Origin of the sequence: Bacterioplanoides pacificum (assembly GCF_042648445.1) — a bacterium.
Classification (GTDB): Bacteria; Pseudomonadota; Gammaproteobacteria; order Pseudomonadales; family Oceanobacteraceae; genus Bacterioplanoides; species Bacterioplanoides pacificum.
In genome coordinates this window covers 698383-719689 of sequence record NZ_JBHRYB010000005.1, presented here as the reverse complement: position 1 = coordinate 719689, position 21307 = coordinate 698383, and the positions used below count along the sequence as shown (strand labels likewise).

Here is a 21307-nt window from a genome sequence, read left to right as displayed (position 1 = left end):
GAATAGCCGGGTTTTAACTCTCGTGTTTACCCGGCGCATCGGCCAGCCACTGTGCGGCAAAGGGCGTCGGGTTATCGATATAACGCAACGCCGATTGCACGTCACGCCAGCCAACGTACTCCATCAACCTGCGGGTATCCCAGCCCTGGCCATTTGCCCAACTGGCGAATCCGCGTCGTAAGGAGTGGCTGCTAAAGCCCTTGCTATTCATTAACCCGACCTGACTTAAGCGCTGGCGCAGAATGTTGGTAATGCTCACCGGGTGCATACCTGATGAGCTGATATTGCCCCAGCGATCAATGGCTCGAAATACGTTACCCTCCCCGAGCCCGGCAGCATCAATCCAGTCGATATAGGCCTCGACCGGACATAGCTGTCTGAGTGCCGGAACCTGATAATCACGTCCCTGCAGGCTGCGATCCCCTTTGCTGCGCGCCAGCCATAACGACATCCCCGCCCCGCTTTTTGCCTGGATATGCTGAACCTCCAGTCGCACCAGCTCATCACTGCGAAACGCCCGCCAGAAGCCCAGCAACAGAATGACGCGGTCGCGCAGCGCCGTTAATGCCTGAGGTGGATCATCGTGCTCGATTGATTGCTGCAGATAAGCGGCTAATTGTTGCAATTGCTCCAGCTGTATCGGCTGCGCCTGCTTACTCTTGGCCGGATGCAGTTCGGCAATGCCTTTGATCACCTTTCTGACGTGAGGCGCCTTGGTCGGATCGGCAAATCCCTGCTGCTGATGCCAGACAGACAAGCCTGCCAGGCGCTGCTTCAGGGTCGCCAGAGACAACTGACCGCCATAATGAGCCAGATAACGGGCGACGCTGTCGGCCGTCGCTGGCAGCAGCCCTCCCCAGTGACCTTCAAAGTGTTCTACAGCAGCGCGATAGCTTCGGCGGGTGTTATCACGCGTGGCGGCGCGTAAATACTCCTCGACACCGGGGGCGAGCCGGTTTTCCTGCGTCTGACGTTCCTGCGGCAGGGCTTCTGCCGGGTGTACTGAAGCGTGTTTCTGGCGCGCCATAAGCCGTTTTTTCACTCTGACATTAAATAATCCTGAATTATCTGATGTTATAAATTGACTTTCAAATTTATAAATAACATTTAAAATAGTATGTATATACATAGTATGTAATACAGTACGAAACTGACATCTGAACACTTTTAAAATTAGGGTAAGAACATGGCCAGAGGCGGGATTAATAAAGTTCGGGTGGCAAAAGCACGGCAAAGCCTGATCAGCCAGGGTAAAAACCCTTCTATTGATGCGGTGCGGGTAGCACTGGGTAATACCGGTTCCAAATCGACCATCCACCGTTATCTGAAAGAGATTGAGGAGCAGGAAGCCACTCAGCTTGATGACGAAGCCTTACTGAGTCAGCCGATTCGTGAGTTAATCTGCCGCCTGGCAAGCACCCTGAAACAGGAAGCTCAGCAACTTGTTGAGGAACAGCAACACCAGGCTGATCAGCAGCAACGCAAGATGCAACAGCAGCACCACGAGCTGGAGCAACAAGTGACACAACTGCGCGATACACTGCAGCAAAGTGAACAGCGGCTGGCCGATACCGAACAACAACTGCTCAGCGTCATCAGCGCCCGCGATCACTGGCAGACCGAAGCCAGGCAAAATCATCAGCAGGCAGAAGCCCTTCAGAGCCTGATCGAAGAAAAGCAGAACCAGATTGACTCACTGGAAGAAAAACATCGCCATAACCGCGATGCTCTGCAGCATTACCGCCAGTCCGTTCAGACTCAGCGCGATCAGGATCTGCGTCAGCATGAACAGCAGATACAGCAACTACAGGCGGAAATCCGCACCCTGAATCAGACGATTAACCTTAAGCAGAGTGACATCACAGAATTAACCAAAGACAACGGCCGGTTGCTGGCTGATAGCGGCAATCTGCAACGGCAGCTGGATGACGCACGGACACAACATTCGACCTGCCAGCAACAGCTAGCCCGGCAGGATCATGAGTTTCAGCAGCAGCTTCAGCAACTGACACAGCTACAGCTGCTGAACCAACAACAACAGCAACAACTGGCGTTGCAGCAACAGCGGGAAGACGAGTCAAAAGAAAGCCAGCAGCAGTTGCGACTGACTATTGCGGCTCTTGAAGCGCAACTGTCAGCCAAAGACCAGCTGCTTGAACGCTTATTGCAGGGGAAAACGGAGCCGGCAGACGCCGACCCCGGAAGCGGAAATTAACCGCGTGGCGTGCGCATGGTGACGAACTCTTCCGCCGCCGTTGGGTGAATGCCGATGGTACTGTCAAACACCGCCTTGGTGGCGCCTGCCTTGATGGCCACCGCCAGCCCCTGGATGATTTCACCGGCATCCGGGCCTACCATATGAGCACCAACCACCACGTCACTGCTGGTCTGAACAATCAGCTTCATTAAGGTGCGCTCCGGCAATCCACTCAAGGTGTGTTTCATCGGTTTGAAGTTGGATTCAAACACAGTGACGTCGTCCTGATAGCGCTCAAGCGCCTGCTCCTCGGTCAGACCTACCGTGGCGATATTAGGCTGACAAAACACCGCCGTCGGAATGTTGTCGTAATCCATTGATGAACGATCATCTGAATACAGCTGCGCCACCAGTTTCATCGCCTGCGCCAGCGCCACCGGGGTTAAGGCCGGCGTACCAATAACATCACCCAACGCATAAACGGAAGGTGTTGATGTCTGAAAAAAGTCATCGGCGATCACAGTGCCGTTTTCGCGGGTTTTAACGCCGGCAGCTTCCAGCTTCAGGCCATCGGTCATGGGGCGGCGGCCGGTGGCATACATAATGGCATCCGCAGCCAGAGTGTCGCCGGATTTCAGCGTGGCAATCAGACTGCCATCAGGCTGCTTTTCAATGCGTTCGATATCACTATGGGTCAGGATATTCACACCTTTGGCGGCAATTTGTTGCGCCGCAAACTGGCGAATACCTTCGTCAAAGCCACGCAGAATTTGCTCGCCGCGATACATCAGCGTGGTTTCAGCGCCCAGGCCGTTAAATATGCCGGCAAACTCGACAGCGATATAACCACCGCCAACAACAATGACACGCCGGGGGAACTGCTCCAGGAAAAAGGCTTCGTTTGAGGTAATAGCATGCTCCGCTCCGGGCACGTCCGGCTTAAACGGCCAGCCACCGGTAGCGATCAGAATACGTTCTGCGCGGTACTCGCGGCCATCAACCAGCACGGTATGTGCATCCTTAAAGCTGGCACTGCCATGCAGAATGGTAACCCCGGAGTTCTCCAGTAAGTTATTATAAATGCCATTTAAGCGACTGATTTCAGTGCTTTTGTTATCCCGCAGAGTCGACCAGTCAAAGCCCTGCAGCTGCCCTTGCACACCAAAACCACGCGCCTCTTCAAACTTTTCGGCGTATTCAGAGGCGTAGACAAACAACTTTTTCGGGACACAGCCGACGTTGACGCAGGTACCGCCCAGATAACGGTTTTCAACAACAGCCACCCGAACGCCTTTGGCTGCTGCCATACGGGAGGCACGCACACCACCGGAGCCGGCACCTATGACCAGCAAATCGAAATCATAACTCACGTGTTATTGCTCCAGCCCGGCAAGCACCGGGCATCAGAATAAGGAAATTTATGGGGTCAGTGTGGCACGCACGTCCACCCAGCCCGGATTGTCTTTACGTTCGATGTTGATCTGACTCACCCGGATGCCCTGGCCTGCCTGCAGATTCTCCAGCCAGCTAATGGCGTCATCGAAGGCAACTTTATCCACCCAAACGCGCAATCCTTTGCCATCCTGCTCATAACGACTGAGAGTGATGCCACTTTTACGCGCCTGCTGAGTAACCACAGACAAGACCGGGCCGGAAGAAGTTCCCGCACTACCAAATTTATGGGCATTGTCAGCGATGCGATTGTAGCTGGCGACCGCACGATCAAGTTTGCTGCTGAGGCTGCGCTGCTGCTTAATCAGTGGCGCGTAGATCAGCAAAAACACCAGCGCCGCCACGACCAGCGCAGCAACCGCCCTGACGATCAGCTGATCGCGGCCAGGCAGTGTGTGATACCAGTTTTTGGCTGCCTGAACCTGAGGATGATTGCTGAACTGTTGTTTCAGTTGCTCCATGCGATTCATGCTGCACCTCCCACTTTCAGGCGCCCTTTGACGCCGTTTTTATCGTTCGTCGCCGAGGCTACTTCGGCACTAAGGCCTTCTTGCTCCAGCGCCTGCTTCAGTTGCTGCAGCTCAGCCAGGCTACTGGCCCGCACCTCAATCAGGAGTTCATTCAGACGTTCACTGAAACGCATCGATTGCAACTGCACTTTCTGCTGCAAACCTTTGGCGGCATACACTTTCGAGGTGGTGTTAACCAGCTGAATAAAGCCGGCATCGCCGGAGGAGCCTCCGCCGGCCAGTTTTTCGCGGAACTGACGATCCAGAGAGCGAATGCGCTCGCCCGGGAAAAGTTGTTTATACAGAGCATTGGCAGCCTGGCGCACTTCTTTTTCCTGAGCCTGCAACGCGCTGTTATCAATAAACAGATACCCGGCCAGCAGAACCAGCCAAACTGCCGCCAGAGCAGCCAGCGAACTCCACCAGGCAGCCGGTTTGTCCTGCCGGGTTTCACGCACCTGGTAGCGGCCAACCAGCAGACTGCAGGTTTTGTTTTCCAGGTTGCTTTCTATTTGTTCATCACAGGTACTGGCGAGCAAATCGATTTCACCAAAAACATCGGCAAAACCGGTCTCCAGACTGCTTTTGATCATCTTGGCCTGATCCAGCCCATCCGACCACACCGCCAGCGTATCAGCGCGATAATCATCCAGCAGGCTTTCCAGTACCGGGGTTAATGCGCTTGCCGGAATCCAGCCTTCAAAGTGCCCGGGCAATAACAGCTGCCAGCCGTCACCCTGATGACGCAGCAGGTGCGTTTGTGGCAACAGACTGGTTTCGGGAATTAACTCACGCACCTGAACATGATGCAGCTCACACTCCTGCAGCAGCCGCTCAATCAGATCGGCCGCTACGGCATAGGCGCGCACTTTTTTATCGGCTTTACCGGCAGGCACCACCAGGTACTGATCAACGTCTTCAATCAGGAACTCTTCCAGCGCAAACGGCAGCGCTTTGGCCAGATTGCGCTGATTGACGCCGGGCATCGCCACCCAGTGCGTGGAATAGTTACTGGCGGCCAGCACCAGGGTAACGGACACCAGGTCCGGCTGTCCCTCAGCCCATTGCTCCAGAGGAACACCCTGCTGGAGTAAATCATCGTGCAGGCCTCCGACTAACCAGCAGCCTTGTGCGCTTTGCCACTGAACCTTTTTTGTTTCCATGTTATCTGCTTACTCTGCTTGACCCGGCCCTTAAGGCTGACCAGCGGCCGGGGGAATTGATGCTGAATTCTGTCCGCTGTCGCCGGCTTGCGGCGCCACGGGTTTCTCTTCGCGGCGTGAATAGTCACGATACAACACCGTCATACGGGCATCGTTTTTGTCGCGCCGGATTAATGCTTCGCTGGTGGCATAGCGATCGTTAAGATCGACCCGGGCAAACATCTCAAAATATTCACTGTTGATACTGAACGCGCCTTTGTCCCATTTTTCCGTTGCCGGCGGCTGTTTGTCGCCAGCAGGCTGCGGTTGAGTATAACGTTCGAGAATACTCTGATTCCAGAATTCATCGACACTGCTGTAGCCTTTATCCGTGCGGGCGCTCACCAGGCTGGCACCATCCTGCAACGTCAGCCCGGAAGCCAGCGATGCCAGCACGGCAGCACTGGCAGTATTAACATTCAGTTGCACGTCAAATGGCAGGCAGGACACATACGGCAACAACGCCTGATAGGTTTGCTGATCTAACTCCTCGATCAGCAGTAGTTCCGATACGTGTTTACAGCCCTGATAGGCGGCGCGGTACGGTGGCTCCTGCGCCTGATACACGTCGTCGGCCTGGCTGTTTTTATCCATCCAGCGACTGACACGGGAGGCCAGCTGCACATCCAGCCCGAGAATATTTAACAAGTTGGCAAAACGTTTGGTTTGCAGGGTTTTATTTGCCGCTTCGGCCGCCATGCTGTTGAGATTAAACCGCCCCTGAGCATCGCGGATAGAAACGTAAATTTTCCCGGGCTCGAGAGGAAAGCTTCTTGGTTTTGCCCATTCTTCGTTGCCATGATCTTTTTCTTTATCGGCTTTCCAGTCGAGATACAAACCGGTGCGCACCGCCTGCTCGGCGCCATAAGTGAACGCCCGGGTTTGTTGCAACGTAAACATATTACCGCTGCGCTGAATATCGGTGGCCTGACGGTCGATAATAGCCGTTGCCAACACCGACACCACGGCGAATACCAGCAGCACCATAATCAGTGCTAACCCCTGCTGACGCTGCAGCGAAACCGGGCGCGGACGGCGCATCAACAGTGTCATTGCAATTCCCCGTCGTGGGCCAGCAACCAGGTGCGTTCCAGCTCTCCGATACGCGGCAGTTCAAACCGCCAGCGGATCGCAACCGGCACATCATTTTCACCATTGCCGCCCTGCAGTGCCGGCCATGAACTGAACCAGTCTCGCTCCGGTGGAGTTGAGCCAGAAGCCTGAGGCGTGGCGCTTTGTTTTTCTGCCAGCACTTCCATTTCCAGCAGAGTAATCTGTTCCAGTACCACCTGAGCCGCGGGCTCAGAGTCACTGGTGCGGTCGAGCACGCGCCAGAAATAACGTACCAGGCAATCGCCCTCCGGCTCCGCCATTCCCCAGCGCAATAAACGTTCGCGCGCTGGTTTGCAGGCGTCGCTGTCGAGCGCCTCCAGGCGATAAGCTACCCGTTGCAGGGTACTGCGTGGATTACTGGCTACCGGAGAGTTACGCCAGCCGGCACGGGTGAATTCAATCGGGTATTCACCATTGTCGAGAATCAGTGATGCCTGAGAATCACCGTACTGATCCCGTACCGAGCGGTTAATAAACTGTTCCATATCGCGGCTGACCACCTGATTAAAGCGCTGCAGACTGATCAGTTGCTCGGAGGTGATATCCGTGGCTTCTTTGGTGTCGATCACACTGCGCAGCAGCTGGCTGGCACCCACACCCAGCATGGCGGTAATGGCCACCGCAACCAGTACTTCGAGTAAGGTAAATCCACCCGGTCGCTGCATCAGTATTTCCCTACAATCGTGGCGATACTGGCCAGATTGGCTTCTTTGTTTTCCAGCGCAGCAACCGATACCGTTACCCGCCGGGTATCCGGTAGCTGGGTGTTTTCAACTTTGGTGTTAACCCGCCACTCACGGCCCGCCATATCCACCACGTCATTGCGGTCACCAATAGCGGGAAAGCCATTCAGGCGGATATCGGTCAGCTGGTTCTCCGCCACAAAGGACGCAAGGGTTTTATCCTGCAGGTACAACAAGTTGCCGACACTCTGACTGGTGGTCTGACTGATGGTGGTGGCAATAACCGCAAACACGGTAACCGCGATCATCACTTCCAGTAAGGTAAAACCCTGCTGCTGACGGCGTTTAATCTTCATAACGCTCCACTTCGGTATAAAGCGGGCTAAAACCATCACCGCGCAGACGCACAATAAAACTGTTGTCCTGGCGGTGACTCAGCTCGAGCACAAACGGTGTGTATTCATCGGAGGATAAAAACAATAAGGCCGGCTTCGGGCCGCTGTCCTCTTCCAGCAACTCATCAAAATCGATTTCCTGCTCTTCAATTAACAATCGGAACTCGATTGTTTCCGGCGCCTGCAGTTCTTTTTTCAGCGGCCCGGAGTTATGGGGCTGCCAGGGGTTTTTAGCCACTTTCGCCTGCTCTTTGCCATCCATTGCCCGTACCTGCTGACTGTTGACATCCAGATAGGACAGCAACATCAGCTCCTGCAGGTCCATTGCCACGCCAAAATCAACATTCTGAAACACGGCATCTTCACGATACGCTTCGAGCAGTACCGTGAGCTGGCGGGCAAACTGCTCCGTCTCCTCCTGAGCCGGATTACTGCTGGAGGTAAAGGTTGCAATCGACATCAGACCACCGATGATGGCCAGTACAACCAGAACCTCCAGCAAGGTAAAGCCGGCAGAACGCCGGCTTAAAATGGATGGTTTTGACGGGTGCACAATAACCGCCGCAATCAATCGTTGCTGCTGATGTCAGCGCCGTCTTCTTCGCCGCCTTCTACACCATCGGCGCCCAGTGAGACAATTTCGTACTTATTGGCTTTTTCACGGAAATACAGGAACTCATTACCCCAGGCATCGGTTGGCACTTTGCTGCCTTTCATATAACCACCCGATTTATAATTTTTCGGTTCCGGAGAGCTGCTGGGTTTGCTGATCAGCGCTTCCAGGCCCTGCTCTGTGGTTGGGTATTGATAATTATCCAGCTTGTACAGATCCAGCGCCCCCTCGATCAGTTTCATCTGGCTTTTGGTGGTTTTGATATTGGCTTCTGAGGCGGAACCAAGAATATTAGCTCCCACTAATGCCATGATACCGCCGATAATAGCCAGTACCACCATCACTTCTAACAGAGTAAAGCCGCGAGTTTTTTTTGCACTTACTTGCATTGTTGTTTGCTCCTAACGAACCATTTGTTGCAATTCAAGAATGGGTAACATAATCGCCGCCACAATTAATGCGACGATGGCGCCCATGGTCAATAACATCATGGGCTCAAAAATTTTCACCAGCGCCGAGACAGTATTCTCCAGCGTGGTTTCCTGTTGTTGTGCCGTCCGGGCCAGCATGGCGTCCAGTTCACCGCTGTTTTCACCACTGGCAATCATATGCAGCATGATGGGCGAAAAGTGGCCAGTCTCCGCTAGTGCCTGATGCAGGCTGCCGCCTTCGCTGACCGCCACCGTCGCACCACTGAGCGACGTCTGAATCGGAATATTGCTGACCACCTGACTGGCAATGCGCATCGCTTCGACCAGGGGCACACCACTGGATGTCAGAATGGCCAGAGTACTGCCAAAGCGGGCGGTATTGGCGCTGCGCACGAAACCACCGAGGCCCGGCAGGCGCAATAAAAACTGATGGTAACGACGACGGAAACCTTCCTTTTTCAGCGCCCGGTTAAACAGCACCAGAGCAATGACTAGCAGCCCCAGCAGGTATAAGCCGTAATTACTGATCAGGTGGCTGAGACTGAGCATAAACTGGGTTAAACCCGGTAATTCCTGACCGTTTTTAACAAACACCTCAACGATGTCCGGCACCACATAGGTCAGCAGCCCCACAACAATACCAATTGCCACGATTGACAGAATCATGGGATACATGGCGGCTAATTTGATCTTCTGGTCCGACTGTTGACGCGCTTCGGTGTAATCGGCCAGGCGATTCAGCACACCATCCAGATGCCCGGCGTGTTCGCCAGCGGCGACCGTCGAGCGGTACAGATGGGGAAAAGCACGCGGATATTCTTCCAGTGCCTTGGCCAGGGTATAACCTTCAAGAACCTTGGAACGAATCGCCAGAATCATGGCTTTGATTTTTTGTTTGCCGGTCTGTTCAGACAGCGCCCGTAACGATTCATCAATCGGTAAACCTGCCTGAATCAGCGTCGCCAGCTGGCGTGTTATCAGCGCCAGATCCGGCACCGATAATGACGGCCCACGATGAAACAAACCACTGCTCTGGGATTTGTTTTTGCTGGCGGTAATTTCCACCGACAATGGCATCCAGCCTTTTTCGCGCAATTGCTGGCGAATCTGGCGGGCGCTGTCCGCTTCCATTACCCCTTTTTGCTGTTTGCCTCTGGCATCCAGCGCCTGATATTCAAAAGCCGCCATAGTTAACCCTTGGCTACCCGTAACAGCTCTTCAATGGTGGTGCTGCCGGCCAGAACTTTACGAATACCATCCTGACGGATGCTGGGGCCCAGTTTGCGGGCATACTGCTCAAGTTCCTGCTCACCGGCTTTATCGTGGATCTGGGTTTTCAGCTGTTCATCAATTTCAATGATTTCATAAATCCCCTGACGTCCGCGATAACCCAGCTGATTGCATTTTTCGCAGCCTTTGGCGTGATAGATAACCGGCGGTTGTGCCGGGTCAGCTCCCAGCAACTCACATTCTGTGGCATCGGCCTCACCGGGCACTTTACAGTCTTCGCACAATACCCGGACCAGGCGCTGGGCAATAACGCCAATCAGAGAGGAGGACAACAGGAAAGGTTCAACCCCCATGTCCTGCAACCGGGTAATCGCACCCACAGCGGTGTTGGTGTGTAATGTCGACAATACCAGGTGACCGGTCAGTGATGCCTGAATGGCAATTTCCACGGTCTCCAGGTCACGGATCTCACCAATCATGACCACGTCCGGGTCCTGACGTAAAATGGCACGCAGACCTTTGGCAAAGGTCATATCCACTTTAGTGTTGACCTGGGTCTGGCCAATCCCCGGCAGGCTGTATTCCACCGGATCTTCAACCGTCAGAATATTACGGCTGGTTTCATTTAAATCGCTTAATGCGCCATACAAGGTGGTGGTTTTACCGGAACCAGTAGGACCGGTAACCAGAATAATGCCGTGGGGCTTGGAAATGATGTTACGCAACGTTGATAAATCGCGTGTTGACATCCCCAGCTGGCCCAGGCCCAGACGCCCGGCCTGTTTGTCGAGTAACCGCATTACAATGCGCTCGCCGTGCTGAGAAGGCATCGTCGATACCCGCACGTCGACTTCCCGGCCACCGATGCGTAAGGCAATACGGCCATCCTGCGGCACCCGCTTTTCAGCGATATCGAGTTTCGCCATCACCTTGATCCGGGAGATCAATAAAGCGGCCAGCGCCCGCTTGGGCTGTACCACTTCACGTAAGACACCATCGACCCGGAAGCGCACAATTAAGCGCTTCTCATAGGTTTCAACGTGAATATCCGAGGCATTTTCCTTGACCGCCTCCGTCAGCAAAGCGTTAATCAGGCGAATGATCGGCGCATCGCCCTCCTGCTCCAGCAAGTCTTCCGTTTCCGGGACGGAATCGGCCAGGCTGGCCAGGTCCATTTCATCGCCCAGACCTTCCACCATTTCCATGGCTTCTGAGCTGTCACTCTGGTAAGCGAGTCCCAGGCGGCGATCAAATTCGTCGTCGTTCACCACTTCGAGGCGAAACGGCGCTGATAAAAAGCGCTGCGCTTCCATAATCACATCGCCACGCACCCCTTCTTTGTGAATCAGGGTCAGCTGTTCGGCGGTGCCTTCCACCAACACGCCAAAGCGTTTGGCAAAGCCAAATGGCAGGCGATTGCTGATGTGTGTGCTTTGTGGGGCTCCTTGTTCGGCCACGGCAGGCTGAACATCAGGCAGTTCCGAGTCCTGTTGTGGCTCGTTTGTCGTGGTGCCTGTCATAATTATCCTAAACGGTCACGGCCAATGCCGGTGTAATCGAAACCCTGTGCTTTCAGGCTGTACGGATCGTATTGATTGCGGCCATCAATGATCACAGGTTGCTTCAGTAATTTTTTAATCGCATTAAAATCGGGCTGACGAAACGGTTTCCATTCAGTCACCAATACCATGGCATCCGCATCCGCCAGCGCATCGTACTGATGCTCGCATAAAACCAGTTTTCCGGCCGCGAAAACTGTGTCAGGAAATTGCAGCCGGGCTTCATCCATGGCCACCGGATCGTAAGCCCGCACAGTTGCGCCGGCGTCGATCAGGCGGTTGATCAGTGTAACAGAACTGGCCTCGCGCATGTCATCGGTACCGGGCTTAAATGCCAGCCCCCAGACGCCAATGGTACGACCGGATAAGCCATCGGCAAAACGTTCGCTGAGTTTTTCATACAGCCGGTGTTTCTGCGCCTGATTACGCTCTTCAACGCTGCACAGGATATCCGTCTGGTAGCCGAACTCATCCCCCATATGCATCAATGCCTTGACGTCTTTCGGGAAACAGGAGCCGCCATAGCCACAGCCCGGGTAAATAAAGGAATAACCAATACGGCTGTCGGAGCCAATGCCTTTACGCACCTGTTCAATATCGACGCCCATACGCTCTGCCAGATTGGCAACTTCATTCATAAACGAAATTTTGGTCGCCAGCATGGCGTTGGCAGCGTATTTGGTCAGCTCGGCATCGCGCACACCCATAAACATCAGCTTGTCGTGGTTACGGGAAAATCCCTGATACAGTTCCGCCATAACTTCCCGGGCGCGTGGGCTTTCAACACCTACAACAATGCGGTCGGGGCGCATAAAATCATCGATGGCCGCGCCTTCTTTGAGGAATTCCGGGTTGGACACAACATCAAATGCGATATCCAGATTACGCTCATCCAATTGCTGCGCAACGACCTCACGAACTTTGTCTGCCGTACCGACAGGTACCGTGGATTTATTGACGATAACGCCATAATTATCGAGATGCTGACCAATCTGGCGCGCCACATCCAGCACGTATTGCAGATCAGCGGAGCCATCTTCTCCCGGCGGTGTGCCGACAGCAATAAAATACACCGAAGAATCAGCCATGGCCTCAGACAGGGAGCTGGTAAAGCTCAGACGGCCGGCTTTGTGGTTATTCTGAACAATGGCATCAAGACCAGGCTCATAAATTGGGACTTCGCCCTGATTCAGCCGCGCTACCTTTGCCTGATCCGTGTCGACGCAGGTTACGGTATTTCCCATTTCCGCAAAGCATGCACCGGTAACCAGACCGACGTAGCCGGTTCCCACGACTGTGATATTCAAGGTACTTCCCTTATAACTGCTTTTTAAACCGTTGAGTACGTTACCTTATTACCAAAAAATGACAACTCGATGACATAAAAAAACCCGGCTATTGCCGGGTTTTTTCTAAGTCGCTGATATTAAAGCGCATTTTCCAGTTCTGGAACGGCTTCAAACAGGTCAGCAACCAGGCCGTAATCGGCAACCTGGAAGATAGGTGCTTCTTCGTCTTTGTTGATAGCAACAATGACTTTAGAGTCCTTCATACCTGCCAGATGCTGAATGGCACCAGAGATACCAACGGCAACATACAGATTTGGCGCAACGATTTTACCGGTCTGACCAACCTGCATATCGTTAGGAACAAAGCCTGCGTCAACTGCGGCACGAGATGCACCAACTGCTGCACCCAGCTTGTCGGCCACTTTGTACAGCATTTCGAAGTTGTCACCATTCTGCATACCACGACCACCAGAGATCACGATATCTGCAGCAGTCAGGTCCGGACGATCCGACTTAGCCAGTTCTTCAGAAGCAAAAGCGGAGATGCCAGCATCTTTTACTGCGTCAACTGCTTCAACCGCCGCTGAACCACCTTCAGCAGCCGCTGCATCAAATGCAGTACCACGAACGGTCAGTACTTTGATGGCATCTGAGCTTTTAACGGTCGCAATAGCGTTACCGGCGTAGATTGGGCGAGAGAAGGTATCTTCTGCGTCAACACCAACCACTTCAGACAGCATGTTAACGTCCAGCAGCGCTGCGGCGCGAGGCAGGAAGTCTTTACCGGTTGTGGTCGCGGCTGCCAGGATGTGGCTGTAGCCTTTACCCAGTTCAGCAACCAGTTCGCCCATGTTTTCAGCCAGCTGGTATTCATACGCTGCGTTGTCAGCAACCAGTACTTTGCCTACGCCATCAACTTTGGCAGCAGCTTCTGCAACAGCGCCACAGCCGGAACCGGCAACCAGTACTTCAACATCGCCACCGATCGCTTTGGCAGCGGTAATGGTGTTCAGAGTAGCGGCACCCAGGGCTGCGTTGTTGTGCTCTGCGATTACTAAAATAGCCATTACATAATCTCCTTACAGCACTTTCGCGTCGTTTTTCAGTTTGTCTACCAGCTCACTTACGTCGGCAACTTTGATGCCAGCGCTGCGCTCGGCCGGTGGAGCAACTTTAACCAGAGACAGAGTGGAAGCCACTTCCACGCCCAGGTCTGCAGGTGTTGTAACATCCAGAGGCTTACGCTTAGCTTTCATGATGTTAGGCAGAGAAGCGTAACGAGGCTCGTTCAGACGCAGGTCGGTGGTCACGATCGCAGGCAGATTCAGAGTAACTGTACGCAGACCGCCATCGATTTCGCGGGTTACGTTTACTTTGTCGCCGTCAACCGCTACTTCAGAGGCAAATGTACCTTGCGGCATGCCAGTCAGGGCGCCCAGCATCTGGCCAGTCTGGTTGTTATCGCTGTCGATGGTTTGTTTACCCATCAGTACGATTTGAGGCTGCTCTTTTTCAACAACACCCTTCAACAGTTTTGCAACAGTCAGAGACTCCAGTTTTTCTTCAGTCTCGATCAGAATGCCGCGATCTGCGCCCAGTGCCAGAGCAGTACGGATTTGCTCCTGAGCCACTTTAGGACCGATAGAAACCACAACCACTTCATCAGCAACGCCTTTTTCTTTCAGACGCACTGCTTCTTCAACAGCGATTTCACAGAACGGGTTCATAGCCATCTTGACGTTAGTCAGATCAACATCAGAGTTGTCAGGCTTTACGCGTACTTTTACGTTGTAATCGATTACGCGTTTAACAGCGACAAGAACCTTCATAGATTCCTCGTAATTATCTTGGTGGATGAATAAAGAGGCCGTGCCACACCATAGGATGAAACCGGAAGAGCCTCTTTCCAGCGCGCCACATTATTGGGATGTTTAACGTAAGCGTCAATAGCAGGTCCAATATCCGCCCCTCTTTCCTGCTTCTCACACAACTTTTGCACGGAATTCCCGCTAAATCAGTTGCTTGGTAGAAACACCAACGTATAATGCCGCAATTCAAACGCCCGTTTGATGTTTGTTTTCAACATGGTTTACAGCGGGCAAATATAAAAGTGCTGGCCTAATAACCTTGTGTTAAGCACCGTGAGCCGACCGTGGCTTACTATGAGTTTGAGGAGAACACCATGCAACGTGAAGTTATGGAGTACGATGTTGTCATCGTCGGCGGCGGCCCTGCCGGTCTGTCAACCGCTATCCGTATTAAGCAACTGGCCGAAGAAGCCGGCGACGAACTCGCCGTCTGCCTGGTCGAAAAAGGCTCTGAAGTTGGTGCCCATATCCTGTCCGGCGCCGTGATCGAAGATCGCGCACTGGCCGAACTATTCCCGAACTGGAAAGAGCTGGGCGCTCCTCTGAACACTCCGGTTAAAGGCGATGAAGTTTATTTCCTGACCAGTGAAGAAAAGGCGGTTAAAACCCCACACTGGGCGATTCCAAAGCCAATGCACAACGATGGCAATTACATCGTTTCTCTGGGCAATGTCAGCCGCTGGTTAGGCGAGCAGGCGGAAAACCTGGGCGTTGAAATTTACCCGGGCTTCCCGGCTGCTGAATACATCGTTGAAGACGGTGCAGTTAAAGGCATCATCACCGGCGATATGGGCATCAGCGAAGAAGGTGAACAAAAAGACACCTACATGCCAGGCATGGAACTGCGTGCCAAATACACCATTTTTGCCGAAGGTTGCCGCGGCCACCTGGGCAAGCAGCTGATCTCCGAGTTCAAACTGGACGAAGGTAAAGATCCTCAGCATTACGGTATCGGTATCAAAGAGCTGTGGGACATCAACCCTGAACTGCACGAAGAAGGTCTGGTACTGCACGGTGCCGGCTGGCCTCTGAGCGAATCCGGCTCTTCCGGTGGTTTCTTCCTGTACCACGCAGAAAACAACCAGGTTGTGGTTGGTCTGATTACTGACCTGTCATACAGCAACCCACACGTCAGCCCGTTCGACGAATTCCAGCGTATGAAGCATCACCCTGTGATCAAAAAATACCTGGAAGGCGGCAAACGTGTTTCTTACGGCGCGCGTGCTATCACCAAAGGTGGCCTGAACTGCCTGCCTAAGATGACCTTCCCGGGTGGCCTGGTGGTTGGTTGCGATGCCGGCACCCTGAACTTCTCCAAGATTAAGGGCACCCATACCGCCATGAAGAGCGGTATTGTTGCAGCAGAACAAGTGGTTGCCGCCATCAAGGCTGACCGCGCCAATGACGAAATCGTTGAGTTCACCAAAGCCTTCGAAGACAGCTGGGCCTGGAAAGAACTGCATCGCTCACGCAACTTCGGTCCGGCAATGCATAAGTTCGGTACCTTCCTGGGCGGCGCCTTCAACTTTGTTGATCAGAACATCTTCCCACTGCCGGTGACGTTGCATGACACCACGCCGGATCACGCAACGCTGAAGCCTGCGTCCGAGTGCAAGAAGATTGACTATCCGAAACCGGACGGCGTAATCAGCTTTGCCAAACTGGACTCTGTGTTTATCGGCAACGTCAACCATGCTGAAGACCAGCTGTGTCACCTGCGCTTAAAAGACAACAGCATTCCTCTGGGCGTCAACCTGGAAAAATGGGATGAGCCGGCGCAGCGCTACTGCCCTGCTGGCGTGTACGAGATTGTTGAAGATGAAAACGGTCAGCGTTTCCAGATCAACTCTCAAAACTGTGTTCACTGTAAAACCTGTGATATTAAAGACCCATCACAGAACATCACCTGGGTTACTCCAGAAGGTGGCGGTGGCCCGAACTACCCGAACATGTAAATGGTTCAGAAAAGCGGGCACTGCCCGCTTTTTTTATAACAACCGATACTCACCATGCTGCTGAAAACCCGCTTTTATATTCCGCCGTTGCGTCGTAACGCGGTACAGCGCCCGGAGCTGCTACAACCCTTAAATGCCAGTGAGGGTGGCCAGCTGATTGTGGTTTCAGCGCCAGCCGGTTACGGCAAAACCACGCTGATCAGCCAGTGGCTGCACCACTCACCCCACACCTTTTCCTGGCTATCTCTCGACCATCATCAGCAAACCCCGCGGATATTCTGGCGCTACGTCATCAGTGCCATTCATCAGGTTCAGCCTGACTGCGGCGAACGGTCACTGCAGCTGATACAAAACAACGATGATCAACACTCCCTGGAAAATGCTCTGATTGCGTTACTGAATGAGCTGGATGCGATCCCACTACCCTCACCACGGAATGCCACAACACTGGTGCTGGATGATTATCACCGCGTCGCTACCCCGGAGCTGAATCAACAGCTGAGCAGCTTCCTCGATCATCTGCCACCGGCATTGAGACTGGTCATCACCAGTCGCTCCACACCCGAACTCGGGCTGGCCCGGCGCCGGGCCAGTAATCAGCTGATCGAAATAGACCGCCAGCAACTGAACTTTTCAGCCGCTGACAGCAAACGATTTCTGCAACAAACCATGGCGCTCAATCTCAGCGATGAGCAAAGCCGCGATTACAGCAACAGCGCTGAGGGCTGGATTGCCGGGCTGCAGTTAATTGGCCTTTCGCTGCAGCACAATCGTCAACAACCACCAGGCCCGACACTGCAGCGCAATATCGGTGACTACCTGTTTGAAGAAGTATTCGCCCTGCAGGATGAAGCCACACGCCGGTTTTTATTACGCAGCGCAGCGGTCCCCCGCTTTACTGCCGGCCTGTGCAATCAGTTGACCAACAGCCAGCAGGGACAACACATACTGCAGCAACTGGATCGTCACAATTTATTTTTATTACCACTGGACAATCATGGTCTGTGGTTTCGTTACCATGATTTATTCCGCCGCTTCCTGCGCCAGCACTTTCAGCAATTGAGCCGTGATGTTCGCCGCGACTGCCATCACAGCGCGGCGCAGTGGTTTGAAAACAATGGGCACCTGACGGAAGCACTCGATCAATGGCTGCTGGCCGGTGAATGGCAAACAGCCAGCACTCTGCTGCAACAATTGATGACCAGTGCGGACGATATCGATGCCCGCCTGCCCCGCTGGCTGGAGCAATTCCCGCCGGATCACCCCATCCGCCAGCAAGCCAGCCCCGCCACTCCGCGCCAGGAACTGCCGTTCGGAGCTTTGCTGACTCAACGCGAACAACAGGTATTAACGCTGGTGGCTGCCGGCCATAACAACAAGGAGATTGCCCGCCAGCTGCATATATCCCTGAACACCCTGAAAGTCCATATCCGCAATCTGTACGGCAAAATCGGTGTCGAAAGCCGTACGGAAATATTACATAAGCTGATCGATGAACAACGACCATCACCATAATTTCACCCCCGCCTCACCAGCTTAATCACCCCCAGGGGTGATAACGCCACTGTATTTACTGCTTATGCTGAAGCCTCACTAAACAGCCTGAGGGATACAGAATGGACAGAGAAATCATGCATTATGACGTTGTGATTGTTGGCGGCGGGCCAGCCGGATTAAGCGCGGCCTGCCGGATTAAGCAGCTGGAGGAAAAAAATGGCGAGTCACTCTCGGTCTGCCTGCTGGAGAAAGGTTCCGAAATCGGCGCTCATATTTTATCCGGAGCTGTGATTGAGGATCGCGCCCTGAGCGAATTATTCCCCGACTGGCAAAGCCGCGGTGCACCACTCAACACCCCGGTCAGCAAGGATGAAATCCACTTCCTGCTGAACCACAAGCACAGCGTTCGTGCACCCGGCTGGGCCGTTCCGAAACCGATGCACAATCATGGCAATTACATCATCTCGCTGGCGGATTTATGCCGCTGGCTGGCCGATCAGGCAGAGCAGCTTGGAGTCGAAATTTATCCCGGCTTTAGCGCCGCGGAATACATTCTCGAGGACGGGGCAATCAAAGGTGTGATCACCGGTGATATGGGGGTCGACAAGGCCGGCGGCGCCAAAGACAGCTATATGCCAGGCATGGAACTGCGCGCCAAATACACCATTTTCGCCGAGGGCTGTCGCGGCCATCTGGGTAAACAATTGATCTCGGAATTCAATCTGGATAAAGGTAAAGACCCGCAACATTATGCACTGGGCATGAAGGAGCTGTGGCAGATACCCACGCAGCAACACCAGCCCGGCCTGGTGATTCATGGTACCGGCTGGCCGTTAAGCGAGTCGTCCAGTGCCGGGGGATTTTTTCTTTACCATGCCGACAACAACCAGCTGGTGGTTGGGCTGTTTTGTGATTTGTCCTATCACAACCCCCATGTCAGCCCATTTGATGAGTTCCAGCGACTGAAACACCACCCACTGCTGAAACAATATTTACAGGGAGGGCAACGGCTGAGTTACGGCGCCCGGGCGGCCAGTAAAGGTGGCATCAACTGCTTACCCAAGATGACTTTTCCGGGAGGCCTGATCGTCGGCTGTGATGCCGGAACCCTGAACTTAGCGAAAATAAAAGGGATCCACGGCGCCATGAAAAGTGGCCTGCTGGCAGCAGAAACCTTGGTCACAGCCATACAACAAGGACATACCCACGACGAACGGGACGAATTTACCGAGGCCTTTAACGCCAGCTGGTTGCATCAGGAATTACAACGCAGTCGTAACTTTGGTGCCGCACTGCATAAATTTGGCACACTGGGCGGCGCCGCCTTTAATTTCATCGATCAGAACCTGATGCCGCTCCCGCTGACACTGCACGACCGGAAGCCGGATCATGCCACCTTGAAAGCCGCCCACCAGTGCCGTCCAATCCGCTACCCTAAACCGGACGGCAAGATCAGCTTCAGTAAACTCGACTCGGTTTACATCGCCAACGTTAACCATGCAGAAGATCAGCCCTGCCACCTGCGCTTAAAAGACAACAGCATTCCACTGGGCATTAACCTGGAAAAATGGCACGAACCTGCTCAGCGTTATTGTCCGGCTGGCGTATACGAAATCATTAATGACGAAAACGGACAGCAGTTTCAGATCAATAGCCAGAACTGCGTTCATTGTAAGACCTGCGATATTAAAGACCCGTCACAAAATATAATCTGGACCACCCCGGAAGGCGGTGGCGGCCCCAATTACCCGAACATGTAGCTCTTCCGGGAGCAGCAGCGGCACTCGCGGGTGCCGCTTCTCCATTTATGACAAAGTTCCGCCCCTCCGTCACAACGAATTGTTTCACCGGCGGTGCTTGCAAACCCTCTGGGCACATCGCAGCATAGCGACTCGTTTTTGATTTTAATGATGATTTCGCCATGCAACGTGATTACCCCACTGTAGAAGATTACCCAATCAGCCAGCGCTGGCCAGCCAGCAAGCCGGATATCATTCAGCTATATTCCTACGCCACACCGAACGGCGTGAAAGTGTCAATTGCGCTGGAAGAAATGGGATTGCAGTACGAGCCTCATCTGGTAACACTGGCCGCCGAGGACGTTAAAAGTCCGGAATTTTTATCTCTCAACCCAAACAACAAAATTCCCGCCATTATTGATCCCGACGGCCCGGACGGAAAGCCGATCGGACTGTTTGAATCGGGCGCCATCCTGCTCTATCTGGCAGAGAAAACCGGCTTGTTAATTGGCGATAACCGTGCAGAAAAAGCCAAAATCACCCAATGGCTGATGTTTCAGATGGGTGGCCTGGGTCCAATGACGGGCCAGGTTGGATTCTTTCATGCTTATGGCGGCAAGGACATTGAAGATCCACGCCCACGTGAACGCTATTACAACGAAGTTAAGCGCTTATTAAATGTAATCGATCAGCAGGTTGCGGATCAGGACTGGATTGCTGGCGAGTTTTCCATCGCCGATATCGCCATTGTGCCCTGGCTGCAGACCATTTCGAAGTTTTATAAAGCGGAGAAAGAAGTTGAACTGGCAAGCTTTAACAATGTTTTAGCTTACATTGAGCGTTTTGCGGCTCGACCTGCGGTTATCAAGGGTTGGAATATCCCCGCGGTTTAAAAAGAACTGAAGGGTAGATTGTTTTGGGTGCTGCAACATGAGCACTCGATACCTCCATGTATCTCGCCCTAAAGGCAGCTTCGCTGTTTAGTGGAGCTGCTTTCGAAAAACACCCAGACAACCCACACGATAATCAGCCTATTTTAAATTCAGCCCCTGCTGACTGAATTACAAAATCAGATTCACCGCCTCCCTTCAGCTTTTCCGAAGCCAGCTCAGCAAGGTCATAAAACGCATTGCGAGAGAAGCGCGCTTTTAATCCGTTACGCACCTCTATCTCGGGAATTTTTTCGCCATCCAGCTCAGACAGTTCTAATGGATGTTCATGGTTAATGATCAACAAATCGCCGGTATTGGTAATAACTTCAATATGATCATTTTTTTGTTCAATCATAGTAACCACAAAAGGTTGGTCCTCGACCTGAATACGCCATTTTTCCACCGGCGTCAGGATAAAATATTCCTCACCTTCTTTACGCAGAATACTGGCAAACAGACGTGTCAGCTTGTCGCGCTGAATTTTAACGCCTTCGTGCCACCAGGAGCCGTCTTTGTGGATCACCATATCCATATCGCCGCTCAACTCCGGCTGCCATTTTTCCACCGGCGGTAGCTTATTGCTGCCTGTAAGGCCAATTTGTTGTTCGAGGTTGGATAAGTTCATTTTATTTCTTCCAATCAA

The 21307-nt window shown here is 53.2% G+C and carries 20 protein-coding genes; 5 read left to right on the top strand and 15 right to left on the bottom strand.

Annotated elements, in window-relative coordinates; all coding sequences use genetic code 11:
* Window positions 1-13: 13 nt before the first annotated feature.
* The gene (locus ACFOMG_RS07920; protein WP_376865869.1) at window positions 14-1042 is read right to left on the bottom strand and encodes a site-specific integrase; all 1029 of its coding nucleotides are present in this window, start codon (window positions 1040-1042) and stop codon (window positions 14-16) included.
* Between the two features lie 144 nt (window positions 1043-1186).
* Between ACFOMG_RS07920 and ACFOMG_RS07915 the strand changes: the two genes are divergently transcribed.
* Window positions 1187-2215, top strand: a complete 1029-nt coding sequence (locus ACFOMG_RS07915; RefSeq protein ID WP_376865868.1) for a DNA-binding protein — start codon at window positions 1187-1189, stop codon at window positions 2213-2215.
* Here ACFOMG_RS07915 and gorA read toward each other — a convergent pair.
* The 13 genes from gorA to ACFOMG_RS07850 all read right to left on the bottom strand — a co-directional run bounded on the left by gorA (window position 2212) and on the right by ACFOMG_RS07850 (window position 14502).
* Window positions 2212-3567, bottom strand: coding sequence for a glutathione-disulfide reductase (gorA, locus tag ACFOMG_RS07910; protein WP_376865867.1), 1356 nt, complete (start codon window positions 3565-3567; stop codon window positions 2212-2214). The two genes, ACFOMG_RS07915 and gorA, sit on opposite strands and share 4 nt — an antisense overlap.
* A 48-nt stretch (window positions 3568-3615) precedes the next feature.
* Window positions 3616-4119, bottom strand: a complete 504-nt coding sequence (gene gspM, locus ACFOMG_RS07905) for a type II secretion system protein GspM (RefSeq protein ID WP_376865866.1) — start codon at window positions 4117-4119, stop codon at window positions 3616-3618.
* Window positions 4116-5321 (bottom strand): type II secretion system protein GspL, encoded by a 1206-nt coding sequence (gspL, locus tag ACFOMG_RS07900; protein ID WP_376865865.1) that lies wholly within the window; start codon window positions 5319-5321, stop codon window positions 4116-4118. The genes gspM and gspL overlap by 4 nt, the downstream gene beginning before the upstream one ends.
* A 30-nt stretch (window positions 5322-5351) precedes the next feature.
* Entirely contained in the window at window positions 5352-6413 is a 1062-nt protein-coding gene (gene gspK, locus ACFOMG_RS07895; RefSeq protein ID WP_376865863.1) for a type II secretion system minor pseudopilin GspK, read from the bottom strand.
* Window positions 6410-7138 carry a type II secretion system minor pseudopilin GspJ gene (gspJ, locus tag ACFOMG_RS07890; RefSeq protein WP_376865861.1) on the bottom strand — a complete coding sequence of 243 codons (729 nt, stop codon included), beginning with the start codon at window positions 7136-7138 and terminating at the stop codon, window positions 6410-6412. The genes gspK and gspJ overlap by 4 nt, the downstream gene beginning before the upstream one ends.
* Window positions 7138-7512: a type II secretion system minor pseudopilin GspI gene (gene gspI / locus ACFOMG_RS07885; RefSeq protein WP_376865860.1), complete on the bottom strand. Its 375-nt coding sequence runs from the start codon at window positions 7510-7512 to the stop codon at window positions 7138-7140. Before gspI ends, gspJ begins: the two co-directional genes overlap by 1 nt.
* Window positions 7502-8104 carry a type II secretion system minor pseudopilin GspH gene (gene gspH, locus ACFOMG_RS07880; RefSeq protein WP_376865859.1) on the bottom strand — a complete coding sequence of 201 codons (603 nt, stop codon included), beginning with the start codon at window positions 8102-8104 and terminating at the stop codon, window positions 7502-7504. Before gspH ends, gspI begins: the two co-directional genes overlap by 11 nt.
* Before the next feature lie 14 nt (window positions 8105-8118).
* On the bottom strand, window positions 8119-8553 hold the full coding sequence (gspG, locus tag ACFOMG_RS07875) for a type II secretion system major pseudopilin GspG (RefSeq protein WP_376865858.1): 435 nt from the start codon (window positions 8551-8553) through the stop codon (window positions 8119-8121).
* 12 nt (window positions 8554-8565) lie between these two features.
* Window positions 8566-9783: a type II secretion system inner membrane protein GspF gene (gspF, locus tag ACFOMG_RS07870; RefSeq protein WP_376865857.1), complete on the bottom strand. Its 1218-nt coding sequence runs from the start codon at window positions 9781-9783 to the stop codon at window positions 8566-8568.
* Between the two features lie 2 nt (window positions 9784-9785).
* On the bottom strand, window positions 9786-11345 hold the full coding sequence (gspE, locus tag ACFOMG_RS07865) for a type II secretion system ATPase GspE (protein ID WP_376865856.1): 1560 nt from the start codon (window positions 11343-11345) through the stop codon (window positions 9786-9788).
* Between the two features lie 2 nt (window positions 11346-11347).
* Window positions 11348-12691: a UDP-glucose dehydrogenase family protein gene (locus tag ACFOMG_RS07860; RefSeq protein WP_376865855.1), complete on the bottom strand. Its 1344-nt coding sequence runs from the start codon at window positions 12689-12691 to the stop codon at window positions 11348-11350.
* A gap of 119 nt (window positions 12692-12810) precedes the next feature.
* The gene (locus tag ACFOMG_RS07855) at window positions 12811-13740 is read right to left on the bottom strand and encodes an electron transfer flavoprotein subunit alpha/FixB family protein (RefSeq protein ID WP_376865854.1); all 930 of its coding nucleotides are present in this window, start codon (window positions 13738-13740) and stop codon (window positions 12811-12813) included.
* A gap of 12 nt (window positions 13741-13752) precedes the next feature.
* Window positions 13753-14502, bottom strand: coding sequence for an electron transfer flavoprotein subunit beta/FixA family protein (locus ACFOMG_RS07850; protein ID WP_376865853.1), 750 nt, complete (start codon window positions 14500-14502; stop codon window positions 13753-13755).
* 353 nt (window positions 14503-14855) lie between these two features.
* On the opposite strand from ACFOMG_RS07850, the gene ACFOMG_RS07845 reads away from it, so the two are divergent.
* The 4 genes from ACFOMG_RS07845 (at window position 14856) to ACFOMG_RS07830 (ending at window position 20625) form a co-directional block, all read left to right on the top strand.
* On the top strand, window positions 14856-16496 hold the full coding sequence (locus ACFOMG_RS07845; protein ID WP_376865852.1) for an electron transfer flavoprotein-ubiquinone oxidoreductase: 1641 nt from the start codon (window positions 14856-14858) through the stop codon (window positions 16494-16496).
* A 54-nt stretch (window positions 16497-16550) separates the two neighbouring features.
* Window positions 16551-18011 (top strand): helix-turn-helix transcriptional regulator, encoded by a 1461-nt coding sequence (locus ACFOMG_RS07840; RefSeq protein WP_376865850.1) that lies wholly within the window; start codon window positions 16551-16553, stop codon window positions 18009-18011.
* A 101-nt stretch (window positions 18012-18112) separates the two neighbouring features.
* A complete protein-coding gene (locus ACFOMG_RS07835; protein WP_376865848.1) occupies window positions 18113-19753 on the top strand; it encodes an electron transfer flavoprotein-ubiquinone oxidoreductase in 1641 nt (546 codons plus the stop codon).
* A 161-nt stretch (window positions 19754-19914) separates the two neighbouring features.
* Window positions 19915-20625 (top strand): glutathione S-transferase family protein, encoded by a 711-nt coding sequence (locus tag ACFOMG_RS07830; RefSeq protein WP_376865847.1) that lies wholly within the window; start codon window positions 19915-19917, stop codon window positions 20623-20625.
* A gap of 133 nt (window positions 20626-20758) precedes the next feature.
* Here ACFOMG_RS07830 and ACFOMG_RS07825 read toward each other — a convergent pair whose 3' ends face one another.
* Window positions 20759-21289 (bottom strand): DUF1285 domain-containing protein, encoded by a 531-nt coding sequence (locus ACFOMG_RS07825; protein WP_376865846.1) that lies wholly within the window; start codon window positions 21287-21289, stop codon window positions 20759-20761.
* Between the last annotated feature and the right edge of the window lie 18 nt (window positions 21290-21307).